General features: G+C 62.3%; 23 protein-coding genes, 1 tRNA gene and 3 riboswitches. Of the genes, 19 read left to right on the top strand and 5 right to left on the bottom strand.

Annotation, left to right across the window (positions count from 1 at the left end):
• The first annotated feature begins 110 nt into the window (after positions 1 to 110).
• The 12 genes from fliD to B0G75_RS08740 all read left to right on the top strand — a co-directional run bounded on the left by fliD (position 111) and on the right by B0G75_RS08740 (position 11,998).
• A complete protein-coding gene (gene fliD / locus B0G75_RS08795; protein WP_106303249.1) occupies positions 111 to 1,628 on the top strand; it encodes a flagellar filament capping protein FliD in 1,518 nt (505 codons plus the stop codon).
• Positions 1,629 to 1,631: 3 nt separating this feature from the next.
• Positions 1,632 to 1,946 carry a flagellar protein FliT gene (locus B0G75_RS08790; protein WP_106303246.1) on the top strand — a complete coding sequence of 105 codons (315 nt, stop codon included), beginning with the start codon at positions 1,632 to 1,634 and terminating at the stop codon, positions 1,944 to 1,946.
• Between the two features lie 264 nt (positions 1,947 to 2,210).
• Complete coding sequence (locus B0G75_RS08785; protein WP_106303243.1) at positions 2,211 to 4,583, top strand: tetratricopeptide repeat protein; 2,373 nt, start codon at positions 2,211 to 2,213, stop codon at positions 4,581 to 4,583.
• Positions 4,580 to 5,737 (top strand): dTDP-4-amino-4,6-dideoxy-D-glucose aminotransferase VioA, encoded by a 1,158-nt coding sequence (vioA, locus tag B0G75_RS08780; protein WP_106303240.1) that lies wholly within the window; start codon positions 4,580 to 4,582, stop codon positions 5,735 to 5,737. The genes B0G75_RS08785 and vioA overlap by 4 nt, the downstream gene beginning before the upstream one ends.
• A 2-nt stretch (positions 5,738 to 5,739) precedes the next feature.
• On the top strand, positions 5,740 to 6,780 hold the full coding sequence (locus B0G75_RS08775; RefSeq protein WP_181309205.1) for a ketoacyl-ACP synthase III: 1,041 nt from the start codon (positions 5,740 to 5,742) through the stop codon (positions 6,778 to 6,780).
• 11 nt (positions 6,781 to 6,791) lie between these two features.
• Entirely contained in the window at positions 6,792 to 7,019 is a 228-nt protein-coding gene (locus B0G75_RS08770) for an acyl carrier protein (RefSeq protein WP_106303234.1), read from the top strand.
• Positions 7,020 to 7,029: 10 nt separating this feature from the next.
• On the top strand, positions 7,030 to 8,094 hold the full coding sequence (locus B0G75_RS08765; RefSeq protein WP_106303231.1) for a ketoacyl-ACP synthase III: 1,065 nt from the start codon (positions 7,030 to 7,032) through the stop codon (positions 8,092 to 8,094).
• Entirely contained in the window at positions 8,091 to 8,855 is a 765-nt protein-coding gene (locus B0G75_RS08760) for an SDR family NAD(P)-dependent oxidoreductase (RefSeq protein WP_106303228.1), read from the top strand. The genes B0G75_RS08765 and B0G75_RS08760 overlap by 4 nt, the downstream gene beginning before the upstream one ends.
• Positions 8,855 to 9,487 (top strand): acetyltransferase, encoded by a 633-nt coding sequence (locus tag B0G75_RS08755; protein WP_106303736.1) that lies wholly within the window; start codon positions 8,855 to 8,857, stop codon positions 9,485 to 9,487. The genes B0G75_RS08760 and B0G75_RS08755 overlap by 1 nt, the downstream gene beginning before the upstream one ends.
• A 1-nt stretch (position 9,488) precedes the next feature.
• On the top strand, positions 9,489 to 10,580 hold the full coding sequence (locus tag B0G75_RS08750; RefSeq protein ID WP_106303225.1) for an aromatic ring-hydroxylating dioxygenase subunit alpha: 1,092 nt from the start codon (positions 9,489 to 9,491) through the stop codon (positions 10,578 to 10,580).
• A 27-nt stretch (positions 10,581 to 10,607) separates the two neighbouring features.
• On the top strand, positions 10,608 to 11,186 hold the full coding sequence (locus tag B0G75_RS08745; protein ID WP_106303222.1) for a methyltransferase domain-containing protein: 579 nt from the start codon (positions 10,608 to 10,610) through the stop codon (positions 11,184 to 11,186).
• Between the two features lie 8 nt (positions 11,187 to 11,194).
• Complete coding sequence (locus tag B0G75_RS08740) at positions 11,195 to 11,998, top strand: phytanoyl-CoA dioxygenase family protein (RefSeq protein WP_106303219.1); 804 nt, start codon at positions 11,195 to 11,197, stop codon at positions 11,996 to 11,998.
• 59 nt (positions 11,999 to 12,057) lie between these two features.
• Here B0G75_RS08740 and B0G75_RS08735 read toward each other — a convergent pair whose 3' ends face one another.
• On the bottom strand, positions 12,058 to 12,966 hold the full coding sequence (locus tag B0G75_RS08735; RefSeq protein ID WP_258194255.1) for a transporter: 909 nt from the start codon (positions 12,964 to 12,966) through the stop codon (positions 12,058 to 12,060).
• A gap of 474 nt (positions 12,967 to 13,440) precedes the next feature.
• Between B0G75_RS08735 and B0G75_RS08730 the strand changes: the two genes are divergently transcribed.
• Entirely contained in the window at positions 13,441 to 14,508 is a 1,068-nt protein-coding gene (locus tag B0G75_RS08730; RefSeq protein WP_106303213.1) for an HAD family phosphatase, read from the top strand.
• Between the two features lie 70 nt (positions 14,509 to 14,578).
• Here B0G75_RS08730 and B0G75_RS08725 read toward each other — a convergent pair whose 3' ends face one another.
• Positions 14,579 to 15,589, bottom strand: coding sequence for a sodium:calcium antiporter (locus tag B0G75_RS08725; RefSeq protein ID WP_106303210.1), 1,011 nt, complete (start codon positions 15,587 to 15,589; stop codon positions 14,579 to 14,581).
• A gap of 92 nt (positions 15,590 to 15,681) precedes the next feature.
• Positions 15,682 to 15,861, bottom strand: a riboswitch (yybP-ykoY riboswitch).
• Between the two features lie 94 nt (positions 15,862 to 15,955).
• Positions 15,956 to 16,438, bottom strand: a complete 483-nt coding sequence (locus tag B0G75_RS08720; protein WP_258194253.1) for an outer membrane protein — start codon at positions 16,436 to 16,438, stop codon at positions 15,956 to 15,958.
• Between B0G75_RS08720 and B0G75_RS40565 the strand changes: the two genes are divergently transcribed.
• On the top strand, positions 16,437 to 16,667 hold the full coding sequence (locus B0G75_RS40565; protein ID WP_181309217.1) for a hypothetical protein: 231 nt from the start codon (positions 16,437 to 16,439) through the stop codon (positions 16,665 to 16,667). The genes B0G75_RS08720 and B0G75_RS40565 overlap by 2 nt on opposite strands.
• A 193-nt stretch (positions 16,668 to 16,860) precedes the next feature.
• Here the strand turns inward: B0G75_RS40565 and B0G75_RS08715 are convergent.
• Positions 16,861 to 16,936, bottom strand: a tRNA-Arg gene (locus B0G75_RS08715).
• Between the two features lie 274 nt (positions 16,937 to 17,210).
• On the opposite strand from B0G75_RS08715, the gene B0G75_RS08710 reads away from it, so the two are divergent.
• Positions 17,211 to 18,113 carry a cytochrome c5 family protein gene (locus B0G75_RS08710; protein WP_106303205.1) on the top strand — a complete coding sequence of 301 codons (903 nt, stop codon included), beginning with the start codon at positions 17,211 to 17,213 and terminating at the stop codon, positions 18,111 to 18,113.
• Between the two features lie 124 nt (positions 18,114 to 18,237).
• Here the strand turns inward: B0G75_RS08710 and B0G75_RS08705 are convergent, their stop codons facing one another.
• Positions 18,238 to 20,328 (bottom strand): UvrD-helicase domain-containing protein, encoded by a 2,091-nt coding sequence (locus B0G75_RS08705; RefSeq protein WP_106303202.1) that lies wholly within the window; start codon positions 20,326 to 20,328, stop codon positions 18,238 to 18,240.
• A gap of 311 nt (positions 20,329 to 20,639) precedes the next feature.
• Here B0G75_RS08705 and B0G75_RS08700 point away from each other — a divergent pair, with 311 nt between their 5' ends.
• The 4 genes from B0G75_RS08700 to gcvH all read left to right on the top strand — a co-directional run bounded on the left by B0G75_RS08700 (position 20,640) and on the right by gcvH (position 24,326).
• Positions 20,640 to 21,689: an oxidoreductase gene (locus tag B0G75_RS08700; protein ID WP_106303199.1), complete on the top strand. Its 1,050-nt coding sequence runs from the start codon at positions 20,640 to 20,642 to the stop codon at positions 21,687 to 21,689.
• Positions 21,690 to 21,888: 199 nt separating this feature from the next.
• The gene (locus tag B0G75_RS08695) at positions 21,889 to 22,239 is read left to right on the top strand and encodes a hypothetical protein (RefSeq protein ID WP_106303196.1); all 351 of its coding nucleotides are present in this window, start codon (positions 21,889 to 21,891) and stop codon (positions 22,237 to 22,239) included.
• A 154-nt stretch (positions 22,240 to 22,393) separates the two neighbouring features.
• Positions 22,394 to 22,495: riboswitch (glycine riboswitch) on the top strand.
• A gap of 33 nt (positions 22,496 to 22,528) precedes the next feature.
• A riboswitch (glycine riboswitch) is annotated at positions 22,529 to 22,683 on the top strand.
• 80 nt (positions 22,684 to 22,763) lie between these two features.
• A complete protein-coding gene (gene gcvT / locus B0G75_RS08690) occupies positions 22,764 to 23,882 on the top strand; it encodes a glycine cleavage system aminomethyltransferase GcvT (RefSeq protein ID WP_106303192.1) in 1,119 nt (372 codons plus the stop codon).
• 63 nt (positions 23,883 to 23,945) lie between these two features.
• Positions 23,946 to 24,326, top strand: a complete 381-nt coding sequence (gcvH, locus tag B0G75_RS08685; protein ID WP_012434788.1) for a glycine cleavage system protein GcvH — start codon at positions 23,946 to 23,948, stop codon at positions 24,324 to 24,326.
• Positions 24,327 to 24,352: the final 26 nt, after the last annotated feature.

Below are 24,352 nucleotides of genomic sequence, written 5' to 3'. Positions count from 1 at the left end.
GCCGGGTTTCAAGCGACGGGAGGCATGCCTCCCGCTGTGCATTTCCATCACCTAGTGATGTAGCATCGCGCACCAACCAATACAGATTTCCAGACGCCCGGAGCCTCTGCATGTCCTCGATCTCAACCTCGTCCTCTACAGCAAGTGCCAATTCCGCGCTGCAGTCGGCTGCTCAGTCGATCATCAGCGGCTCGACGGGCAATTCGTCGATGGACGTGTCGACGCTCGTCACGGCACTCGTGAACGCGAAGGTCGCGGGACAAACCTCGGCTCTGGCGGCAAAGCAAACCTCCGACAACACGACGTTGTCCGCATACGGCGCGCTGAGCTCCGCACTCAGCGCTTTGCAGTCGGGCATCACGAATCTCGCCAACGGCAACACGCTGGCAACGTTCGCCGCGACCGCGAGCGGCACCGGGCTGACCGCGACAGCGGGCGTCGGCGCCGTGGCCGGCAGTTATTCGATCGCCGTGACGCAGATCGCCAGCTCGCAAGCCTTGTCGTCGGCAGCCTTCGGCGCCACGACGCAACTGGGCACCGGCACGCTGTCGATCTCGATGAACGGCAAATCGATGGATATCAACGTCGACAGCAGCAACAACACGCTCTCGGGCATCGCGTCGGCGATCAACGCGAGCAGCAGTAATCCCGGCGTCACGGCAACCATCGTGACCGGCACGGACGGCGCCCACCTCGTGTTGCGCGCGGCGAACACGGGGGCGGCCAACGTCATCAATGTTTCGACCAGCAACATCACCAGCGACACCGGCCTGTCGAGCCTCGGCGTGACGTCGACGGCCAGCACCACGGGCGGCCAGTCGGCCATTACGTCGGCCAATTCGAGCAGCGCCTGGACCCAGAGCGGCTTCGCGCAGGACGCGGAGTACACGATCGGCGGAATCGCGGGCAGCAGCGCGAGCAACGCGGTGACCGGCGCCATTTCAGGCGTGACGATCAATCTGACGGCGGCGGCCGTGGGCACGCCCGCGGGCACGCCGCAGACGCTGACCATCGCGCAGGACACCACCGCGCAGAACACCGCGATCAACAATTTCGTGAGCCTGTACAACACCGTCGTCACGACGATGTCCACGCTCACGTCGTTCAGCGCCGGTTCGACGTCGCAAGGCCCGCTGCTGGGCGACTCCACGCTGCAGACGATCAAGAACACGTTGGCCAACATCATCGGCGGCGCGGTCGGCTCGGGCAGCACCGGCACCACGCTGGCGGCGATCGGCATCACGTTGAAGGACGATCCGGCCGACGGCACGATGGTGGTCGACAACAACGCGCTGAACACCGCGCTGACGAGCAGCCCGGCCACGGTCGCGTCGCTCTTCAACTCGACCAACGGCATTGCCGAGCAGCTGAACGCCAGCATCACCACGTTCACGCAGACCGGCGGCATCATCGACACGCGCAACACCGCGCTGAACGCCGACCTGAAAAGCATTGCCACGCAACAAACCGCGCTCGCCGACTACACGACGCAATTGACGAACCAGTATCAGGCGCAGTTCACCGCCCTGAACACGTTGATGGCGACCATGAATAACAACTCGCAATACCTGACCGCGCTGTTCGGCGGGACCAACAGCGCGGGCGCGCTGGCCACCAACAAGGGCTAAGCCATGAGCGCGCACAACCTGAACCAGACGGAATTGGTGGAACGCGTGCTGTCGATCACGCGGGAAATCGAGCAGGCGGCCTCGCTCGCGGACTGGCCGGAAGCCGCCCGCCTGACCGAAGCGCGTTCGCCGCTGCTGATGTCGCTCACCGCGGATCAGGAACCGGCGGCGCTGGACATGATCCGCCAGATCCAGGCGATCGACGCGGCGCTCCTCGCGGACGCGGCAGTCACGCAGAACGAACTGCATTTCGAGTTCGAAGCGGCGATCGGACGCACCAAGGCCGCCGGCGAATATCAGCGGATGGCCCGCCTGTAAGAAAACCCGGAGGGGAGCCGCGCAAGGCGGCATCCGTTCCCGGAAAGCCGGTGCAGCCGGCCGACCGAATAATAAGAACTACGTGCCGAAGTGAGGCGCGCTCGTTCCCTCAGCCCGCCTCGTGCGGGCTTTTTTCTTGCCTTCCGGCTTTCCGGCCCCTTCCTCCATACGCTAAACAGGCGGCTTTTTTACCGTCATCTCCGCGCATCGGAAAGACCGGCCTCGTCGCACAATTTCCTCCATAGAACATTTTGCGCCGAGACCATGACTCTCCTGTACGAGCAGCCGCCTGCTGAATCCCTGACGCCCGAACAACAACTCGAGCAGGACATCGCGCTCGTGTTGCAAACGGCGCTCGACCATCACCACAAGGGCGAATTCGAGGACGCGCAAGCGCTGTATCGGGCCATTCTCGACGCGAACCCCAAACACGCCGACGTGCTGTACAACCTCGGCGTGCTGCTGGGCCAGACCGCCCGTACGGCGGAAGCCCTGCCGCTTTTCGAGCAGTGTCTCGGACTGCATCCCCACAACGGCCAGTACTGGGCCGCCTACATCAGTGCGCTGATCGACGCCGGCGAAACCGCCGCAGCATGGCTGGCGCTCGAGATGGGTCAGAAGCAGGGCTTGAAGGGACCGGCGGTGGACGGCTTGATCGTGCGCATGGCCAACCCCGGCAAAGTCATCCATACCTTGCCGGTCGCGGCGCAGAAGCCGCAAGCTGAGCCGGCCGCTGCAACAGACACGCCGCCGGCTGCGGAAAGCACGCGCACTACCATCGCATCGGGCCGCCGGGTCAGCCAGCAGGAAACCAACCGCTACACGGCGCTCTACAACAAAGGCAATGTCGTCGAGGCGGTGAAACTCGCCCGCTCCCTGACGCAACGCTTTCCCGCCGACGGCAATTCGTGGCGCTGGCTCGGCATCGCGCTGCACCGTCTGGGCCGCTATGACGAAGCACTCGCCCCGCTGCGCAAAGCCGCTGAACTGTTTCCCGAGGAACTCGAAAGCCGCACCGTGCTGGCCGATACGCTGCGCCTGAAAGGCTTGCCGGCGGAAACCGAGCAGGAGTGCCGCAAGATCCTCGCGATCAATCCGGACTACGCCGAAGCGCAGCGGATCTTCGGCATGTCGCTGGTTCATCAGGGCCGCGTGGCCGAGGGCCTGGCCGCCGCACGGCGCGCGATCGAACTCGCGCCGAACAATTCCACCATGTACAGCACGCTCGGCGTGTTGCTGCTCGATCTCGGCTTCGTGAGCGAGGCGGAAAAAGAATTCCGCGCCGCGCTGGAGAAGGATCCGAAAGACCACATCGCGGCCAACAACTTCCTGTTCACGCTGTCGCACAACCCCGAGATCGATCACGGCACGCTGTTTGCCGAGCACACCAACTTCGCGCGTCAGCATGAAGATCCGGTGCGCGCGCAGTGGCCGCGTCACGTGAATAAACGCTCGCCGGATCGCAAGCTGAAGATCGGCCTCGTTTCGGGCGACCTGTTCCGCCACGCCGTCGCGTCGTATTTGCTGCCGATCATGGAGCATCTTGCCAAGGACCCGAATCTGTCCTTGCATGTGTACAACAACCACATCGCCGAAGACGACTACACGCAGTTGCTGCGCAATTGCGCCGATGAATGGCAGCAGATCACCGGCATGCCGGACGCGCAACTCGCCAACAAGATCCGCGACGAACGCATCGATATTCTGTTCGATCTGTCGGGCCACACGGGCCGCAACCGTCTGCTGACTTTCGCGCGCAAGCCCGCGCCGATTCAGGTGACCTGGATGGGTTATCCGGGCACCACCGGCCTGAGCGCGATGGACTATTACCTGGTGGACAAGTACGGCGTGCCGTTCGGGCCGGCGGAAAACCTGTTCTCCGAAAAGATCGTCCATCTGCCGTCGAGCGCGACGTTCCTGCCGGAGCAGAGCGCGCCGCCGGTCAATATTCTGCCGGCCATGCATAACGGCTACGTCACGTTCGGCAGTTTCAACCGCCTGAACAAACTGCGCCGCGACGTGATCGCCCTGTGGGCCGAGTTGCTGCGCGCACAGCCGACCGCAAAAATGTTGCTCGGCGCAATCGCCACCGACGAAGACGAACAGTTGCTGATCGACTGGTTCGCCGGCGAAGGCATCGAGCGCGAGCGGTTGATGTTCCGCCGCCGTTCGAGCATTCCTGTCTATCTGCAACAGCATTTCCACGTCGATATCTGCCTGGACACGTTCCCGTACACGGGTTCGACCACGGTGCTGAACTCGTTGTGGATGGGCGTGCCCACGCTGACGATCGCCGGCGACACGCTGGCGAGCCGCGCCGGTACGACCTGGATGTCGCATGTCGGGCTCGATGACTTCGTCGTCGCGAACAAGGAAGAATTCGTTGCGCGCGGCGTGGCATTGGCCTCCGACATTCCCGCGCTCGCCGACATCCGCACCGGCTTGCGCGAACGCTGCGCAGCCTCGGCGGCGTTCCGCCCCGAGGTGGTCGCGGCAGGCGTCTCACGCGCACTGCGGATCATGTGGCAACGCTGGTGCGCCGGCGAACCGGCCGCCGCCTTCGAAGTTTCGATGGAAGACGTAACCGGCGCCGCCAGCGAAGCGCCCGTGCTGTCCGAACAAGGGGAATCCAAGTGAACGCAGCTTTGCCGCTTCGCGCTATCGAGTCACCGATCGAGTCGCCGATCGACGAGCGTATTTACGTTACCCAGCCGCATCTCGCGCCGCTTGAAGAGTTCATCCCCTATCTCCAGCAGATCTGGGACAGCAAAGTGCTGACCAACGGAGGTCCGTTTCACCAGCAGTTCGAAGCGGCGCTGTGCGAGTATCTCGGCGTCAAGCACCTTGCACTGTTCACGAACGGCACGCTGGCATTGCTCACCGCGCTGCAGGCGCTGCGCGTGACGGGCGAAGTGATCACCACGCCCTATTCGTTCGTCGCGACCGCGCACTCGCTGGTGTGGAACGGCATCAAACCGGTGTTCGTCGACGTCGATCCGGACACGCTCAATCTCGATCCCGCGAAGATCGAAGCGGCCATCACGCCGCAGACCACCGCGATCATGCCGGTGCATTGCTACGGCAAGCCGTGCGACGTCGACGCCATCCAGAAGATTGCCGACAACTACAACCTGAAGGTGATCTACGACGCCGCGCATGCGTTCGGCGTTCAGACCGACGCCGGCAGCGTGCTCGAACACGGCGATCTGGCTGTGTTGAGCTTTCACGCCACCAAGGTGTTCAACACCTTCGAAGGCGGCGCGATCATCTGCCAGGACGCGAAGACCAAGCAGCGCATCGACCATCTGAAGAACTTCGGTTTCGTCGATGAAACGACGGTGGTGGCCTCCGGCATCAACGGCAAGATGAGCGAGATCAATGCCGCGTTCGGTCTGCTGCAACTGCAGCACATCGACGAAGCCTTGGCCCGGCGCGCGCAGATCGATGCGATGTATCGCGAACGGCTGCGCGACATTCCCGGCATCCGCTGCATGCAGAAAGCCGGCGAGAAAGTGGCGAATCACTCGTACTTCCCGATTCTCGTCGGCCCGGAATTCCCGATCAGCCGCGACGCGCTGTATCAGAAGTTCCGCGATCACGACATCTACGCGCGCCGCTACTTCTATCCGCTGATTTCCGACTTCCCGATTTATCGCGGTCTGCCGTCCGCACGCCGTGAAAATCTGCCGATCGCGCACGCCGCCGCGCAACAGGTGCTGTGTCTGCCGATTTTCCCGGCGCTGACCGACGGCATGCTCGAGCGCATTGTCGGACTCATCGCGGACTGCTGATCATGACGTCCTCTGTTCGATCCGACCGGATGCAAGCGCGCATTCTCGATATCGCCGGATTTCTGCCCGAGCAGATCCTGACGAACGAGCAGCTCGCCGCGCTCTATCCGGAATGGCCGGCGGACAAGATCCTGGCCAAGACCGGCATTCAGCAACGGCATATCGCGTCGGCCGAACAGACCGCGGCGGATCTGGCTTACGAAGCGGCGCGCAATCTCTTCGCTCAGGGCGCAGTGAACGCGCAGGATGTCGACTTCGTCATTCTGTGCACGCAGGCACCCGACTATGTGCTGCCCACTTCGGCCTGCCTGTTGCAGGACCGGCTCGGCATTGCGACTCACGCCGGCGCGCTCGACGTGAATCTCGGCTGCTCGGGCTACGTGTACGGACTCTCGCTCGCCAAGGGTCTGGTGGAAACCGGCGCCGCACGCTGCGTGCTGCTGCTGACCGCCGACACCTATTCGAAATACGTGCACCCGCTCGACAAGAGCGTCCGCACCCTGTTCGGCGACGGCGCCAGCGCGACGGCGATCATCGCCTCCAGGGACAGCGACGCGTCGATCGGCCCTTTCGTGTTCGGTACGGACGGCCGCGGCGCGCAAAACCTGATCGTCAAGGCGGGACTGTTTCGCGAGCCGAAGAGCGCGCAAAGCGCACTCGAAACGACCGATGCATCCGGCAACGTGCGCACCGACGAACATCTGTACATGAACGGCGCCGAAGTGATGGCGTTCTCGCTCGCCGAAGTGCCCAAAGCAGCGACAGCGCTGCTCGAAAAGGCCGGCATGGACCGCGAGGAAATCGACTTCTTCGTGCTGCATCAGGCAAACCGTTTCATGCTCGAAGCACTGCGCAAGAAGATGAAGGTCCCGGAAGCGAAGTTTCCGATCCTGATGGAGCAATGCGGCAACACCGTTTCTTCGACGGTTCCGCTCGCATTGAAGCAGATGAAAGACGACGGCCTGCTCACGCACGGCAGTCGATTGATGTTGTTGGGCTTTGGCGTCGGCTACTCATGGGCCGGCTGCATGGTGACTTACTAGCAGGAGTGGACATGGAAAACTTTTACGAAGGAATGGCCGAAATCTTCGAGATCGACGCGAGCCTGATTACGCCGGAACTCGATTTGCACGAGCATAACTGGGATTCGCTCGCCGTCGTGTCGACGATCGCTCTCGTCGACGACTGCTTCAACGTGATGCTGAGCGGCCAGACGTTGAACAATTGCAACACCATCGCCGACATCGAAGCACTGATCAGCACGGCGAAGAAAGCAGCCTAAGGAGTTGAGCATGAGTTCGCCGGACTTCAGCGCAGGGCGCGAGTTACGCACGCAAGGCGCCCGCATCGCAGGCGTGGTGTCGTGCGTGCCGTCGAGACAGGTCGATAACGACTACTTCCTCGAGAGGTTCGATGCATCCGCTGTCCGCGACGTGGTCAAGATGATCGGCGTCAACCGGCGCCGCTGGGCCGACGCGCAGACGAGCACCGGCGATCTGTGCCGCAAGGCCGGCGAGAAGCTGCTCGCAGGACTCGGCTGGCAGGCGGACTCGATCGACGCGCTGATCTTCGTCTCGCAAACACCGGACTACCGCTTGCCCGGCACGGCGTTCGTGTTGCAGGCGGAAATGGGTTTGCCGAGCGCGTGTCTCGCCTTCGACATCAACCTCGGCTGCTCCGGCTATCCGCAAGCGCTGTGGCTCGGCATGAACCTGATTCAGACCGGCGCGGCAAAGCGGGTGCTGCTCGCGGTGGGCGACACGATCAGCAAGATCATCGACCCGACCGACCGCTCCACCACGCTGCTGTTCGGCGACGCGGGCACGATGACGGCGCTCGAAGCGTCGGAAAGCGAGGCTGCGGCGCACTTCATCATCGGTGCGGATGGCAAGGGCGTGCGCAATCTGATCGTGCCGTCGGGCGGCTTCAAGTCGTATGACGCCGCGGGTGACGAACGCATGGCCGGCAAATCGCCGCAATGCCTCTTCATGGACGGCGGTGAGGTTTTCAATTTCACGCTGAACGCGGTGCCGAAGCTGGTCTCGCGCACGCTCGATATCGCCGGCCGCGACAAGGACACGTACGAGGCGTTCCTGTTCCATCAGGCCAACCTGTTCATGCTGAAGCATCTGGCCAAGAAGGCCGGCCTGCCGGCTGAACGCGTGCCGACCAATATCGGCGACTACGGCAATACGAGTTGTGCATCGATTCCGCTGCTGATGACCACCGAACTGAAACACCGCCTGAAGGAAGAAACGCTGCAGCTGGGCATGTTCGGCTTCGGCGTCGGGTATTCGTGGGCTTCGGCGGCGCTCGCGGTCGGGCCGCTCACCATCGTGGACACGATCGAGACATGACACTCTTTGCTGACAACTGCCTCGCCGGCGGCCTCTATCTCGTGACCGGCGCGTCGTCGGGCATCGGCCAGGCGAGCGCGAAACTGGTCGCCAGCCTGGGCGGCCGCGTGATTGCCGCCGGGCGCGACGAGGCTCGCCTTCAGGCGACGCTCGCCGGGCTTCACGGCAGCGGTCATGTTATCGCCGTCGCATCGCTCGCCGACGCCGATCAAACCGCCGAATGGGTGAGTCACCTCGCTGAAACGCACGGCACGTTTGCCGGCGTGTTTCACGCGGCCGGCGTCGAGTTGATTCGTCCGGCGAAGCTGACGAAACAGGAACAGCTGGACCAGGTGTTCGGCAGCAGTTTGTATGCGGCGTTCGGCATTGCCCGCGCCGGCAGCAAGAAAAACGTGATCGCGGATGGCGGTTCGCTCGTGTTCATGTCGTCGGTGGCCGGTTCGACGGGTCAAGCGGGCATGACGGCTTACTCCGCCGCCAAGGCGGGCATCGACGGATTGGTCCGCTCGCTTGCCTGCGAAATGGCGCCGCGCAAGATTCGCGTCAACTCGATCGCGGCCGGCGCGGTTCACACCGCCATGCATGAGCGGCTGACGGGCGGCAGCCCCGACGAAGCGCTCGCGGCCTACGAGAAGAGCCACCTGCTCGGCTTCGGCGAGGCCGACGACGTCGCGCAATCCGCGCTGTTCCTGCTGAGCGGGGCGAGCCGCTGGATCACCGGCACCACGCTCGTCGTCGACGGCGGATATAAGGTTCGATGATGGTGAAGCGACTGATCGTGGCCGGCTGCGGCGCTTTCGCGCGCGAGCTGATCAACTGGGCGCAAGACGCGGCGGACGCGGGCCGGGGGGCAAGCGTCAGCGCATTTCTCGACGCAAATCCGGCCGCGCTGGAAGGCTATCCGTACCAGCTCGAATGGCGTGGCGACATCGACAACTATTGCCCGCAGGATGGCGAAGCCTTGCTCGTCGCTATCGGCGACCCTGCTGCCAAACGCGCCGTGGTGGCGCGCCTGCGTGAGCGCGGCGCGGTGTTCGCGACCCTCGTGCATCCGAGCGCCGTCATCGCGCGCTCCGCCGTGCTCGGCGAAGGTGTGGTGGTGTGCCCTCAAGCGGTGGTGTCGGCCGACGCGCGCGTCGGCGACTTCGTCGCGATCAACGTGCTGTCGAGCGTCGGCCACGACGTCAAGCTCGGCAATTACTCGACGCTCAGCTCGCACGTCGATCTGACCGGCTACGTGCAAACCGGCGAGGGCGTATTTTTCGGCAGCGGCGCGAAAATCCTGCCGAAGCTGAAGATCGGCGCACGCGCGAAAATCGGCGCCGGCGCCATCGTGATGCGCTCGGTGGCTGAAGACGCCGTGATCTACACCGCGCCCGCCAGGAAGCTCTGACATGACGCTCGACCGGATTCTGTTCGAACAGTACTGGCATCTCGCCTGTCATCGCCGTGAGCTCGCCAACGACGGCGACTTCATCAAATTCGACGGCGTGTCGGGCGAGATCGTCCTGTTCAACGACAACGGCGAGATCGTTGCATTCGACAACACCTGTCCGCACCGCGGCGCGCGAATTTATACCGATGAGCACGGCAACCGGCCGGCGACCTGCGGCTATCACGGCTGGACTTATAAGAACGGGACGATCATCGTGCCGGAGAAGGCACGCTTCAAGTCGTGCGATATCGACCGCGCGCGCTTCAATACATTCCAGGTCGACTGGTGCGGCGACTTCGTGTTTTTCGCGATCAAGCCGCGCACGGACTTGTACGAACAGTTGGGCAAGAGCGCGGATATCCTCGAGAACATTTCGTTCAATGTCGACCGGCGCCTCGATCTGAACCGCTACGACTACGAGTGCTATTGGCCGCTCGCCGTCGAGAACGCGCTCGAGCCGTATCACATTGCCGCGGTCCACACGGAAACGCTCGCCACCTTGCAACTCGGCGACGGTCAGAACGTGTTCGACGGCGCCAATTCGATCTGGTACGCGCCACTCGGCAATGCACGTCTTGCCAACCAGTTGGCGCGCCTGCGCAGGCTGTTCAATATCGACTACCAGTACGAGGGATATATGAGTCTCTATATCTTCCCGTTCACGATGATCTCGTCGACGTACGGCTACTCGTATTCGCTGCAGAACTTCTTCCCGGCGCGGCAAGGCGAAAGCCGCACGCGGTTCACCAGCCGACTGTACGCATCGAACACGCTGAATGAGAACGCCACGCGCGTGCTCGATTCGTTTTTCGAATCCACCGTGCGAATGAACCAACAGGTGTTCGACGAAGACCACGACATCTGCAAGTTGCTTCCGAAAGAAAGCTGGTCGACGGATGCGCTCCGTTTTCCGTCGGATGCGGAAGTGAAGATCGACCATTTCAGGCAATCGTGCCGCGCCGTCGGCGAGACGAGCCTGGCTGTGCCGCACCAGATCCAGACGTCGATCGACAAAGCCGCTTCGCTCTACGCGGCCGGCGCCGTCGATTGAAGCCAACACCCCAGCGAGAATTTCACCATGGCCACGCCATCCAAATTCGATAACGACACCTTCCCGCTCACGCGGGAACACATGGACGCTTTCGTGCGGCGCACCGCCGACCGCCTCGCGGAACACACCGGCAAGCTGCTCGAAGTGGGACCGCAAGATCGGTCTCTGGTACGCCAGTGCTTCACGAACTTCAGCGTCGACACATTCGACGTGGTCGACACCTACAAGCCGACAATCGTCGGCGACATCACCAAGGTCAATGCGGCGATTCCGGAAAGCGCATACGACGTGGTGGTGTGCATGGACGTGATCGAACACACGCTGAACCCGTTCGACACGGTCAAGGAAATCCGCCGCATTCTGAAGCACGAAGGCCACCTGATGATTTCCGCGCCGCTGAACTGGCGCATTCACGGACCCTCGCCGGATTGCTGGCGCATCACCGAGCACGGCTGGAACGTGCTGCTGCGCGATTTCGATATCGTCGAGATCGACATTCTGGAATCGCCGGAGCGCGAACTGTTCCCGTTGAAATACAACGTGCTCGCGAAGTGCAACAAATTCAAGAACACGCAAGACAACGAACTGACGTTCCGATTCATTTAGCCTTCGACATGAAAAATACCCTGGCATCCGTTGAGGCGGTCATCGATCAGATCGCTTCGGAGACGTTCAATCCGGACGTCTTCAAAGAGACTGGCGTATTCGTGATGCGCAACGCGATTCCGCGGCCTGTCGTGCAGGAATGGCAAGCCGAGTGGCAGGCGTTTTACGACGCGCAGTTGGCCGAAGGCCGCGACGTCAACAAGGCGAATCCGGTTTCGCTCACCGAGCAATTGCCGCCGAAGCTGGCCTCCATGTACAAGGAGCCGGTTTTTGCCGAGACGTTCCGGCAGATATTCGGCGAACACGTCGCGCTGTACAACCACCGTTTCGTGATCAAGGACAAGTTCAGTTCGAACAAAGTGTTTCTGCATCAGGACAGTTGCTATCACCTCGGCAATCTGAACAAGTGCAGCATGTTCGTGCCGCTCAGCATCGTCAACGCGGACAACGGCGGCATGTCGTTTTACGCGGGCTCGCACAAACTGGGCGTGCTCGGCGATGCCGGCGAGATCAATCCGGACAGCTTCGAATTCAAGTGGCCGAAGCTCACGCCGGAACTGAATCCGGGCGACTTCGTGATCATGAACAGTGCGCTATGGCACGAGTCCGGCCCGAATGTGTCGGGTATCGACCGCATCATGGCCGACACCATCGTGCAGCCCGCGGACGATCCCACCGGCAAGGATCTGCTGTGCGGCGAATGGCAAACGGATATTTTCTATTCACCGACCAACTACATTCGCTACTTCGTCAATTCGCGTGTGTTGAAGCTCATCAAGTATGAGAAAGAGCGCGCGGCCGCCGCAGTGTAATCCCGGGTTTGCTGCGCGCAGCGCAGCAGCGCACCGTGCTTGCGCATTTTGCCGCAGCATTACTGAAACGTCGCATTGACCGACAGTTGCACCACGTTGCCCTTCGGTCGGTTGCTGGTGTTGAATTCGTTGACCCAGCGCAGCGCAGCCGACACGGGCGTTTTCTGAATCTTGCCCGACCAGGTGATCATCGGCCCGACGCCCACGGAATGGCCCTGAGCGCCGCCGACAATGTCCGCAATGCCGCCGCTGTCGTGGCCGATCTGCTGGACATAACCACCCACCACGCCGACGCCCCAGCCGTTGCTGAAGCGCTTGAGTGCGAGCAGATCGAGCACGCTGACCGGCGCGTTGTGATAATGGGTATCCTTATTCGGCGTATAGAACTCGAGGCCGTAATTCAACGACAACTCAACGTTCTCCTTCGGCAGCAATTTCGTATAAGCGATTGTCGGCGTGAAGGTCCACGTGTTCTGTCCGGCATTGGCTAGCCGGTTCGAGTTGTACGCACCAGTCGGCGCGTAGATCTGAACACTGAATGCGACGTGGTCGTTCCTGGTCAGGTGATAGCCGGCAATGACTGGCGTGAAGAAGAAATCGGCGAACTGCGTGCCGTGGTCGTCCGGCAAGCGGCCATGAAACGACGAGATGTTGGTGTACTGAACCGGCACCCCGAACGACGACGCGAAGTTCCAGCCGCCCACGGTGATCCCCCACGTCTTGACCGCGGCGAGGATCGTGTATTCGGCCGTCGCATTGACGCCTTGCGTGACCTGCCCGGCAATCGGAATCGACTTGCTCGCGCCTAGCGAGCCTTCGTAGTAGACCGTGGCGGCCGACACGATCCAGTCGCTGGTGGGCGGCACGATGCCGCCGTACGGCGTTACCTGCTGGCCGGTAATCGGACGGCCGATGCCGCCTTCCGTCGCCCACGCCGTCTGGGAGAGACTCACGCCGACCGTTGTCACGAGCGCGCCTCTGCACAATCCGGCAACGAGCCGCCTGGCTGCGAATAAACAGTTAGGTTGACTCATAATCGTCCTCATCGAATGGCAGTTCGGCATTCTCACTCCTGCGGCACCGCATCGGGGCAGCCTGCGTCCGCAAGCCACACTGCGCGCGCGCGCGCAGGTTGCATGAGCGCTCCTTGAAACGAGAGGCGTCGCATCAAACGAAGCATGTGGAAAAGAGAAGATTCACCGAGCCGGCACCGCTAGGAATACTGGCGGCGATTTTAGAAGTTACAGAGATAAATTTGTGGCACGGCTGAAAAGCGAGATCGGTCTCGACCGACTTGCCCGCTTATTCAATTGGCATTGTGTTTTGCCAGGTGAGTCTCGACCCTCAACGTCTAAAAAATCCCACAACGGCTGCAATTACCGCTTCGGCCCATTAGACTGGCGCTCGCTTGAATTCGACCCACCGCTTTCGATGAGGCTTTCATGATTCGCACGCTGCACCGGTACTGCATTGCCTTCACCGTTGTCCTTCTTTCCGCCTGTTCGGTGACGCCGCGCCAGGACGGCGTGTCGCAGACCGGCGCATCGACGGCCGCCGCGTTGGCATCATGGAACGACACGAAGACCAAACGGTCGATCGTCGACTTCGTGACGCTGGTGACGACGCCCGAGTCCAAGGATTTCATCCCGCGTGCCGACCGGATCGCTGTATTCGATAACGATGGCACACTGTGGCCTGAGCAGCCCGCCCCGGTACAACTGGTGTTCGCGCTGCAACGTGTGAAGACGGTGGCCGCACGGCATCCGGAATGGAAGCACCAGGAACCGTTCCGCTCGATCCTCAAAGGCAATCTCAGGAATGTGGCGGCAAGCGGCGACACCGGCTCGATGCGGTTGTTGGCGGCGGCCCACGCCGGCATGACGGGCGATCAGTTCGCCGCGCTCGTGCACGAATGGTTCGATTCCGCGGGCGACCCGCGCTTCAACCGGCCTTATGCCGATCTCGCGTATCAGCCCATGCTCGAGTTGCTCGCCTATCTGCGCGCGAATGGCTTCAAGACCTATCTGGTGACGGGTGGCGACGTCGAGTTTGTCCGCGACGTGGCCCAGCGCATGTATGGCATTCCGCCCGAGCAGGTGATTGGCAGCACCGTCAAATACCGGTACGGCCAGAGTAACGGCGCGGTTTCGCTGACGCGTCTCTCGCAGGTCGACACGTTGCTCGACGGCTCGGCCAAACCGCTGGCCATCGATCGCGTGATCGGCAGGCGTCCGGTGATCGCGTTCGGCAACGCGGATGGCGACGCGCCGATGCTCGAATGGACCTCGGCAGGCGACGGCCCGCGGCTCGCCGCGCTCGTGCATCACACGGACGCGGAGCGCGAATACGCATACGACCGCGCGGCGAAGAGCGGCAAGCTCGACAAAGGTCTGGACGAGGCCGGCGCGAAAGGCTGGCTTGTCGTCGATATGAAAGATGACTGGAGAACCGTGTTCAAGCCGGACGGCGCGACAACGGCCACGGCGGCGACAACGGCCCGGGCGAACTGAATGTGAAACGCAGAGGGCCGTCCGGCTAACGGCCTTCTGCGACTATTTTCAGCTGTGGCCGGCGGCTCGTTTAGCGGCTCAGCGTAATCGCCAGATACGTGGCATAGAGCACCCCGCAAACCAGCAATGCCCAAACCGGCACGCCGCGCTCACGCACATTGACCCGCAGCCACGCCGCGGCGACGAGCGTGATTACGATGCCGGTCACCACTTCGATACGCGGCACCCACGGCGTCAGCAGAATACCGATCGCGGGCAGCAGGGTGCCCTGAAACACCATCGCACCGGTGATGTTGCCGAACGCCAGCGTGTCCTTGCCGCGGCGGATCCACAGAATGCTGTTGACCTTCTCGGGCAGTTCGGTGGCGATCGGAATGATCAGCAGCGAGAGCAGCAGCGGCGACACGCCGAGCGCCTGCGATACGCCACGCACACCATGGATGAAGCCTTCCGCGCCCCACACCAGCAACGCGACGGCCAGCGTCAATTGCACCACGATGGTCGCGAGGTTGGTCGGCACGCCGAGGCGCGAGATCAGCATCTTGCCCGGCGCTTCAGTGCCGTGGCCGGCATCGACCAATTCATTCGATGCGCGGAAGGTCATCACCACATAAGTGACGTACACGCCGACCAGCGCCAGGCTGAAGAGCGCGCGCACGATCATCTGCTCATGCGGCACGTACATCGCGGCCGCTGCCAGTACGAACGCACACAGGAAATAGTTCAGGTCGCGCGTGAAGCCCGTGCGCTCCGGCGCGACCCAGCCGCGCGCGCCGCGCGAGCCGAGAATTGCGAGCGTCATGAGGAAAGTGGAGAGGGTGGAAAGCATCAGCGGCGCACCGAGAATCGCGCCAACGCCGATCTCCTGATTGACCGCGCTATCCGTCGTGCCGCTGGCGATCGCGAGCAGCGGCACGAGCGTCTCGGGCAACGCGGTGCCGACGGCGGCGAACAGTGAACCCGTCACGCCTTCGGAAATCTCGAGGCGTTCACCCAGATGCTCGAGTGCATTGGTGAAGAGCTCGGCCGCCACCAGAATGACGACGAGCATGATGGCAAGTTCGAGCAGGAGACCGGTCATGCGTGGCACCCCGCAATCACGCAAAGGCAGCGACGCGGCGGACGGGTAGTAGGGGAGACTGGCAAGTTACGACGATGTTTCACAGGGCTGCTCCGCGGTCGGACGTCGATGACAAACCAATGACGCACCGCCGCCCGTCCGACCAGAACGAGGCAGTGCGTCAATGGTCTCGCCAAACCGACGCGGTCGAACGCGCCATGACCCGCAGGCCAAGTATGTTGACGCGCTCTCCTTCAATGGATGAAGGAAGGCTACTCCCCAGTGACCGGGGGATTCTAACGGCAGGGGGCGTTTTCAACAACCTTGTTGCGGTGACGGCGGTTGTTGGAGCTAATCGGATAGCCAGGTAGTCGGGAATTTAGCCCGTTAGTTGAAGTGATATTGCACGCCGATTGTGAAACTGTTATTTGTTCTTCGGGTCCCGTCGTGATTGCTGGTGTCGGTTGTCCATTCGCTCACCGCGCTCATGTGTTTAGCAAACTTATATTCGACGCCTAAACCCCAGTGAAGGCGTGTGTCCGGCCGGTCCATTGTCAATCCAACACGTATGTACGGCATACACTGATTGAATGGCATGCCAAATTTCGCATCGATTCCGCCATCTTTAGAAGTTGTCGAGCCGTGATGCAGATCGGCAAAAACTTCCGCGCCTGCAACGAAGCGATCGACATCGAAGTTATATCCCGCCGTAAACCCCGGAAAAATCGCAGTATGCGATGCTTTATTGACGGCGCCTGAAGCATCGGAGGTATTCACGCCCAACTTGAAACCCACATAGGGGCCGGCAAACTCGCTTGCGCCCGTTTGAGGAGGCACTGATTGCGCGTGGACGAGATTGGATAGCATCATGATCGATGCGGTTAAAATCAGCCGGGTTATTTTGTACATGACCTGCAATAAAACGATTGGCGCGCGGATAGATCGCGACACCTTATTAATCAGTGAAGCGATGTCAAAATTCCGCTCCGGGGATATTCACGCGCGATGGAATTTGCATGACCAAAATATGCTAATTCAGGAAATAGGATGGGGCTATGCGAAATGTCCGCATGGAGACCTTCAAACGTCCGATTCTTAATTTACGGCACAAATAAAGCGGGACGTTTTGGGACGAATCTGCAAAGGGACATGCGAGCATACGTAAGGCGTTGCCAAACGACTATTGCAGGAATGTGGGGTCTTAGGCGGCACGCGTGTGACACGACCGGGCCGTAAGAAACAAAAGGGCTTAGCGCATATTGCGTAAGCCCTTGAGCGAGATCGATTCTTTATGGTGCGCCCGGCTGGGATCGAACCAGCAACCCCTGCCTTCGGAGGGCAGTACTCTATCCATTGAGCTACGGGCGCTTCAACACGAAAGCGTGGCACCAGAACGGATGCGACGCCAAAGCGAGACCGAAAGGATACCCGGTTTCCGCCATACCGTCCACCGGACGGCCTGCATGGCGGTCTTCGCGGTCTTTCAGGCAACCCGCGCGATGCGGGTAAACGCCTGCTGAACACCGCGCCGCGCCCCTCGCCGCCGTCGAAATGTTCCGTCTATAATCGTCCGTGGCTGATTAAAGAACAAGAAGTTGCCGTCACGCTGTACCGCTCACATACCCACGGAGACGAGACAAGCATGAGCGAAGCACCACACGGAGCCCCGATCAAAACCCCCGGACAGCTCGTCGCCGCGATCATTGCCAGTTTTGCGGTACCGATCGTCATCATCGTTCTGTTAGTGATCTACGTCGACAATTCGACGCGCACCGGCGCCGGCACCGACTCTCTCTCCGAAGCCGAGGTCACCGCCCGCATCAAGCCATTTGCCCAGGTCGACATTCGCGACGCCAACGCGCCGCGCGTCTACAAGAGCGGCGAGGAAGTCTATAAGGCGGTGTGCTCCGCGTGTCACGCGTCGGGTGCGGCAGGCGCGCCGAAATTCACCAATACCGCCGACTGGGCACCGCGCATCGCGCAGGGCTTCGACACGCTGCTGCACACGGCGCTCTCCGGCAAAGGCGCGATGCCCCCGCGCGGCGGCACCAGCCCGGACGACTACAGCGATTTCGAAATCGCCCGCGCGGTCGCCTACATGGCCAACAATTCCGGCGGAAGTTTCCCCGAACCGGCTCAGCCGGCAGCGGGCGCACCAGCGGCGGCGGCATCCGGTGCTGCGGCTGCGGCGCCGGCCGGCGCTTCCGACGCGGGTGCGGCACAGGCCGCCGCAGCGATGGCCGCCATGGCGAGCGTACCGCAAGCAGCCGCGCCGGCAGCGGGCGGCACGCAAAGCGCGGACGCGTCGCAGGCCGGCAAGGCGTTGTATCAGCAGGTTTGCCAAGCCTGCCATGCGGCCGGCGTGCTGAACGCACCCAAGTTCGGCGACAAGGATGCCTGGGCGCCGCGCCTGAAAGAGCCGATGGACACGGTCTATAACTACGCGCTGCACGGCAAGGGTGCGATGCCTCCGAAGGGCGGCTCGACTGCTTCCGACGCGGACGTGAAGGCCGCCGTCGACTACATGGTCAGCGCGGTGAAGTAAAAACGCTCGCGGCGTTGGCCGCACCACTAAAAAATCCCTGCACCGTTGGCGACGCGGTGCAGGGATTTTTTTATATCTCGGCCTGCAAATGGGCCTACGTCATCTCAACGTTTTCAGCGCCAGTTCAAGGCTTCTGCAACAGCGCCTTCAAACTCGCGAGCCGGTCTTTCGGCGACATCGGCGCTTCTTCGGGCGTCGGCGGCGGGGCGTCGTCGAGCAGCATTTCGGGGATGAAACGCGACGGCTCGCACACCACCGTCTCGCGCGCGCGCTTGCGCTTCTTGCACCAGTTCAGATGCAGACTGCGCTGCGCACGCGTGATCGCCACGTACATCAGCCGGCGTTCTTCTTCGATGCGCGCGTCGTCGATCGGCTCGTCGTCGGGACCGCCGCGATGCGGCATGATGCCTTCCTCGACGCCCACCAGAAACACGTGCGGATACTCCAGACCCTTCGACGCATGCACCGTCGAAAGCCGCACCGCGTCGGGATCTTCCTCGCGGCCTTCGAGCATCGACATCAACGCCACGGTCTGAATCAGGCCGAGCAGACTCTTGCCGGTGTCGCCTAGACCGTCGGCGGTGTCGTAGCCGGTGGCTTCGTCGTTCGCCGTGCCCGCAGGCTCAGCCTTCGTGCCCTTGCGCTTGAGCCACTCCATGAACTCCAGCACGTTTTGCCACTTGGACTGCGCCTGACGTTCGTCGAACGCGTCGTAGAGATAGGCCTCGTAGTGGATCGCGTCCATCAGTTCGTCGAGCAGCGTGCCGGCGGCATCCTTTTCGGCGCGATCGGTGAGGCGCTGCATGAAGTCGCAGAACACGCGCATGGGTTCGATCTGCCGTGGCGAGAGACGCGCCTCGATGCCGCCCATGTACACTGCCTCGAACAGCGACACCTTGGCCTGGCCCGCGAACGAGCCGAGCGCCTCGAGCGTCGTATTACCGACGCCGCGTCGCGGCGTAGTGATTGCGCGGATGAACGCGGGGTCGTCGTTCGCGTTGGCGATCAGACGCAGATACGCGCAGATGTCCTTGATCTCGGCCTTGTCGAAAAACGATTGGCCGCCGGACAACACATACGGAATCCGCTCGCGCCGCAACACCTGCTCGAAAATGCGCGCCTGAAAATTGCCGCGATACAGGATCGCGTAGTCGCGGAAATTCGCGCGCCGCTCGAACTTGTGCGCCGACAGGCGAAACACCACGGATTCGGCCTCGTGCTCTTCGTCGTTGCACGGCGTGACGGTGATCGTGTCGCCCATGCCGTGCTCGGACCACAGCTTCTTTTCGAACAGCTTCGGATTGTTCGCGATCACGTTGTTCGCCGCGGTCAGAATGCGCACGGTCGAGCGGTAATTCTGCTCCAGCTTGATCAGATGCAGCTTCGGAAAATCCTTGCTGAGCTGTCCGAGATTTTCGAGCGTCGCGCCGCGCCAGCCGTAGATCGCCTGGTCGTCGTCGCCGACCGCCGTGAACGCCGCGCGCTTGCCGGCCAGCAGTTTCACCAGTTCGTACTGGCAGGCGTTGGTGTCCTGATACTCGTCGATCAGCAGATAGCGCAGCTTGTTCTGCCAGCGGTCGCGCACCTGCTCGTTCTTCTCGAAGAGTTCGGCGGGCAGACGGATCAGGTCGTCGAAATCGACTGCCTGATACGCATGCAGCGTCGCCACGTAATTGCGGTAGACGATCGCGGCCTGATGTTCATCCTCGTTCGCGGCGATCGCAATCGCCTGCTCGGGCATGATCATGCCGTTCTTCCACAACGAGATGATCGACTGGATCTTGCGGATGAAGCCTTTATCCGTCGAGCCTACCTGCTCCTGGATCATGCCGAAGCAGTCGTCGGAATCCATGATCGAAAACTGCGGCTTCAAACCGACATGCTCCGCTTCCTGCCGCAGAATCTGCACGCCGAGGGAGTGGAAGGTGCAGACCGTCAACTGGTTGACGGGCACTTTACGGCCTTCCTTGCCGGGCGTCGTCAGTGTCTTGCCTTCGAGCAGCTTGCCCACGCGCTCGCGCATTTCCAGCGCGGCCTTGTTCGTGAACGTGACGGCGGCGATGTGGCGCGGCTCGAAGCCCTTGGCTTCGATCAGGTGCGCGATCTTCTGCGTGATCACGCGCGTCTTGCCGCTACCTGCGCCGGCGAGCACGAGACACGGACCGTCAAGATAACGGACCGCTTCATTTTGAGCGGGGTTCAGGCCTGCGGACATCGTCTGTGGATGGGTAATGCGGTTGAAAGCAGCGGTTGAAGGCGTGGCGGCGCAATTTGCCGGCCGAAGGCCCGGAGGCATGCTGCGCGGACCCGGCGGCTGGAACGGGCGCCACGCGCGATGCGAGTGTGTTCCGGCCCGCTGCGATTCGCGCGAGAGGAGCGATGTTAACACGATTGTGTTGACGGATAGCGGCGACCAATGCCCGCGACGACGCTGACGGTCCACCGCCAGGACATGCCACAATTGCGGTGTTGCGCGCCGTCGCCGCGGTGGCAAAGCGGCGCGCCGTTTTTTGCAGGAAGACACGCATGTCCGCATCGCTGAAGATTGGATTGATGGGTTACGGTTTCGCCGGCGCGACCTTTCATGCGCCGGTGATCGAGCACTGCGGCCGCGCGAGCGTCGCGGCCATCGCCACGAGCCAGCCCGAGCACGCGCTCGCCGACTATCCGCACACGAAGGTGGTGGCCGACCTCGACGCACTGCTGGCGCTGGATGAACTCGACTGCATCGTGATCGCCACGCCGAACGACACGCACTTCGACCTGGCGCGCCGCACGCTGGAAGCGGGCAAGCATGTGGTGGTCGACAAACCGGTCACGCTGAACGCCGCCGACGCACACACGCTGGCCAACATCGCGCTCGCCCGCAGCAAGCTTTTCATGCCGTTTCACAACCGCCGCTGGGACGGTGATTTTCTGACCGTGCGCGATCTGCTCGCGAGCGGCGAATTGGGACGAATCACGCAATACGAATCGCACTTCGACCGTTTCCGGCCGGAGGTGCGGCAGCGCTGGCGCGAGGAAGCGTCGCGAGGCGGCGGCTTGCTGCTGGATCTCGGACCGCATCTGATCGACCAGGCGCTGGCGCTGTTCGGCACGCCGCAAACCGTGTCGGCAACGGTGCGCACCCATCGCGACGACGCCGGCGCGCCCGACTACGTGCACATCCAGCTCGGCTACGGCGAATTCGAAGTGGTGCTGCACGCCAGCGCGTTGACGGCGCTGGTCGCGCCGCGCTTCACCATCCACGGCACGCGCGGCAGTTATATGAAATACGGGCTCGACACGCAGGAAGATCAATTGAAGGCGGGCCTGCGTCCGGGCGACGACGGCTTCGGCGCGGGCAATGCCGCAGGTGTGCTGCGCGTGCTGGAAGGCGATCAGGAAGTCGAGCGCGAGTTGCCGACGCGCAATGGTGAGTACACCGGGTTTTATATTGCGGTGGCCGACGCGATCCAGAACGGCGTCAAATTCCCAGTGAGCGCACAGGACGCCGTCGACGTAATGACGGTTATCGAGCTTGCCACCCGAAGCTCGGAAGAAGGCGTCCGGCTGCCGTTCGATCGGATTCGTTGACGGTTTGGCCTGCGCGTCGAAACGACTTGTATACCTAAAACTGCACTCGCCGTGCACGCGGTGCGGGCCAGAGAACGCTGACAAGCGCGAAAGGAATATAACGTTACAAATCAGGCCGCGCCGCCGGTCAGCGCGGCCCGGTGGTCATCCGTTGCTACCGGGGTAGCACCACAAAACGACAATGACTTCCGGAGTGTCCATGCCCCGTACTATCCGTGCGCTCGCCGCGTGTGCCTTGCTCAGTTCCCTCGCCGCCTGTGTGGTGGCGCCTCAATCCCAGCCGGCGCCTCGTCCCAACCCGCAACAGATCGCGGATCAGCGCCTGCGTCAGGTCGACGGCCGCATCGACAATCTCAGCCGCCGGATCGACAACCGCGTGAATCAGGGTTATTACCCGCCGCCCCAAGGCGGCGCGCTGCACCATCGTCTCGACGTGATCCGTCAGGAAGCGCACGACATGGCCGCGCAGCATGGCGGCGGCCTGTCCGGCGACGAACAGCGCGTGCTGAACCAGGAACTGGACAACGCGGCACACGCTATCGGCGAATAATCGCGCCAGAATCAATTTCAGATTCCACACCGAAACAGTACGAGCGCGGGCATCACGTCCCGCGCTTTTTTTGACAGCTGCAAAGGCGCCAAGTCAACCGCCGCGCCGCTCACGGGCCTTTATTTGACAAGCCCCCGGCCCTCGCGTACATTCGCCGCACGCGTCGGGAGAGCGTGCTGGCCGCAGAAAACCGCAGGCCGCGCCGCCGAAGGGGCACACCCGCAAACTCTCAGGCAAAAGGACCGACCGCGTCGAAAAACCCGCGTCCAGGCAACATCGAGGCACAGGTTTTTCGCACTCTGGAGAGCGGCAGTAGCCGTCTGCGTCGTTTTTAATCGAGCGGATCTGGCAAGCTGCCCACCGAAGGGGCGCGCGTTTCACCGCGGCACGTCAACGTGACCACGGCAACGCAATCTCTCAGGTATCGAGGACAGAGGGGCCATGCAACGCATCGCTCGCAGCCGAAAGGCCGCGAGGCGTAGCGCCGCATGGCCTTTTTTGTTTCGCGAGACGCCCGAGGCCCCATGACCGAACTCAAACACACCCCGCTCAACGCCACCCATCGTGCGCTCAATGCCCGCATGGTCGATTTCGGCGGCTGGGACATGCCCGTCAATTACGGCTCGCAGATCGACGAACACCGCGCCGTGCGCACCGACGCCGGCATGTTCGACGTCTCGCACATGTGCGTCGTCGATTTCACCGGCGAGCGCGTGCGCGCTTTCTTCGAATACGCGCTGGCGAACAACGTCGCCAAGCTGCAAACGCCCGGCCGCGCACTGTATTCCTGTCTGCTGAATCCGAATGGCGGCGTGATCGACGATCTGATCGTCTATTACTTCGGCGAAGACCACTTCCGCGTGGTCGTCAACGCCGGCACCGCTGATAAAGATATCGCCTGGTTCGGCCAGCTCAACGCCGAAGGCAGCTTTGGCCTGACCATCACGCCGCGCCGCGACTATGCGATCGTCGCTGTACAAGGTCCGAATGCGCGCGAAAAGGTCTGGCAAACCGTGCCGGCCGCACGCGCCGCCACTGAAGCGCTGAAGCCCTTCAACGCCGCACGTATCGAAGACACGCCGTTCGGCGAATTGACCGTCGCTCGCACCGGCTACACCGGCGAAGACGGCTTCGAAATCATCGTCCCCGCAGATCACGTCGAAGCGCTGTGGAATGCATTGCAAGCTCAAGGCGTGCGCCCGGCTGGTCTCGGCGCGCGCGACACGCTGCGGCTCGAAGCCGGCATGAACCTGTACGGCCAGGACATGGACGACGACGTCTCGCCGCTCGACGCCGGGCTCGCCTGGACCGTCGACCTCACCTCGCCGCGCGACTTCGTCGGCAAGGGCAAGCTGGAAGCGGACGGCTCGCAGGCTGCGTTCGTCGGTTTGATCCTGCTGAAGGAAAACGGCAAGGCGGCGGGCGTGCTGCGTGCTCATCAGAAAGTCGTCACGCCGCAGGGCGAAGGCGAAATCACCAGCGGTACGTTTTCCCCGACCATGCAGGAATCGATCGCCTTCGCGCGTGTGCCGAAAGGCGTGCAGCCGGGCGACACAGTACACGTTCAGATTCGTGACAAAAACGTCCCCGCAAGCGTGGTAAAACTGCCGTTCGTGCGCAATGGCAAAGTGCTCGCGGTTTAAGCAAACCTGCGCGTGCGTCTACTTCCCAAGTTACAACCGAATCACACCGCATAGGAGCATCCGATGAGCATCCCGGCCGATCTGAAATACACCGAATCGCACGAGTGGGTCCGCACCGAGGCGGACGGCACGCTGACGGTCGGCATCACCGACCACGCCCAGGAAGCGCTCGGCGATATCGTCTTCTTCGAAGTCCAGGAACTGGGCAAGACCGTTACCGCGGGCGACACCGTCGCCGTCATCGAATCGGTGAAGGCCGCTTCCGATATCTACGCGCCGGTCTCGGGCGAGATCATCGAAGCGAACACCGCCGTGGCCGACACACCTGATTCGGTCAACAGCACGCCGTACGAAAGCTGGCTCTTCAAGATCAAGCCGGCTGCGGACGCCACGCAAGACCGTCTGATCGACGCCGACGCTTACACCAAGTCAATCGGCGCCTGATTCACCTTTACGTTTAACCCGACAGG

It is taken from the genome of Paraburkholderia sp. BL18I3N2 (assembly GCF_003001875.1).
GTDB classification, from domain to species: domain Bacteria; phylum Pseudomonadota; class Gammaproteobacteria; order Burkholderiales; family Burkholderiaceae; genus Paraburkholderia; species Paraburkholderia phytofirmans.
The sequence above is the reverse complement of the archived record's forward strand: the minus strand, read 5'-3'. Positions and strand labels throughout refer to the sequence as shown.

Excerpts from the sequence above, each read along its gene's own strand:
- fliD (WP_106303249.1), top strand. The coding sequence starts at position 111 with ATGTCCTCGATCTCAACCTCGTCCTCTACAGCAAGTGCCAATTCCGCG.
- B0G75_RS08790 (WP_106303246.1), top strand. The coding sequence starts at position 1,632 with ATGAGCGCGCACAACCTGAACCAGACGGAATTGGTGGAACGCGTGCTG.
- B0G75_RS08785 (WP_106303243.1), top strand. The coding sequence starts at position 2,211 with ATGACTCTCCTGTACGAGCAGCCGCCTGCTGAATCCCTGACGCCCGAA.
- B0G75_RS08775 (WP_181309205.1), top strand. The coding sequence starts at position 5,740 with ATGACGTCCTCTGTTCGATCCGACCGGATGCAAGCGCGCATTCTCGAT.
- B0G75_RS08770 (WP_106303234.1), top strand. The coding sequence starts at position 6,792 with ATGGAAAACTTTTACGAAGGAATGGCCGAAATCTTCGAGATCGACGCG.
- B0G75_RS08765 (WP_106303231.1), top strand. The coding sequence starts at position 7,030 with ATGAGTTCGCCGGACTTCAGCGCAGGGCGCGAGTTACGCACGCAAGGC.
- B0G75_RS08760 (WP_106303228.1), top strand. The coding sequence starts at position 8,091 with ATGACACTCTTTGCTGACAACTGCCTCGCCGGCGGCCTCTATCTCGTG.
- B0G75_RS08755 (WP_106303736.1), top strand. The coding sequence starts at position 8,855 with ATGGTGAAGCGACTGATCGTGGCCGGCTGCGGCGCTTTCGCGCGCGAG.
- B0G75_RS08750 (WP_106303225.1), top strand. The coding sequence starts at position 9,489 with ATGACGCTCGACCGGATTCTGTTCGAACAGTACTGGCATCTCGCCTGT.
- B0G75_RS08745 (WP_106303222.1), top strand. The coding sequence starts at position 10,608 with ATGGCCACGCCATCCAAATTCGATAACGACACCTTCCCGCTCACGCGG.
- B0G75_RS08740 (WP_106303219.1), top strand. The coding sequence starts at position 11,195 with ATGAAAAATACCCTGGCATCCGTTGAGGCGGTCATCGATCAGATCGCT.
- B0G75_RS08730 (WP_106303213.1), top strand. The coding sequence starts at position 13,441 with ATGATTCGCACGCTGCACCGGTACTGCATTGCCTTCACCGTTGTCCTT.
- B0G75_RS08725 (WP_106303210.1), bottom strand. The coding sequence starts at position 15,589 with ATGACCGGTCTCCTGCTCGAACTTGCCATCATGCTCGTCGTCATTCTG.
- B0G75_RS40565 (WP_181309217.1), top strand. The coding sequence starts at position 16,437 with ATGATCGATGCGGTTAAAATCAGCCGGGTTATTTTGTACATGACCTGC.
- B0G75_RS08720 (WP_258194253.1), bottom strand. The coding sequence starts at position 16,438 with ATGATGCTATCCAATCTCGTCCACGCGCAATCAGTGCCTCCTCAAACG.
- B0G75_RS08710 (WP_106303205.1), top strand. The coding sequence starts at position 17,211 with ATGAGCGAAGCACCACACGGAGCCCCGATCAAAACCCCCGGACAGCTC.
- B0G75_RS08705 (WP_106303202.1), bottom strand. The coding sequence starts at position 20,328 with ATGTCCGCAGGCCTGAACCCCGCTCAAAATGAAGCGGTCCGTTATCTT.
- B0G75_RS08700 (WP_106303199.1), top strand. The coding sequence starts at position 20,640 with ATGTCCGCATCGCTGAAGATTGGATTGATGGGTTACGGTTTCGCCGGC.
- B0G75_RS08695 (WP_106303196.1), top strand. The coding sequence starts at position 21,889 with ATGCCCCGTACTATCCGTGCGCTCGCCGCGTGTGCCTTGCTCAGTTCC.
- gcvT (WP_106303192.1), top strand. The coding sequence starts at position 22,764 with ATGACCGAACTCAAACACACCCCGCTCAACGCCACCCATCGTGCGCTC.
- gcvH (WP_012434788.1), top strand. The coding sequence starts at position 23,946 with ATGAGCATCCCGGCCGATCTGAAATACACCGAATCGCACGAGTGGGTC.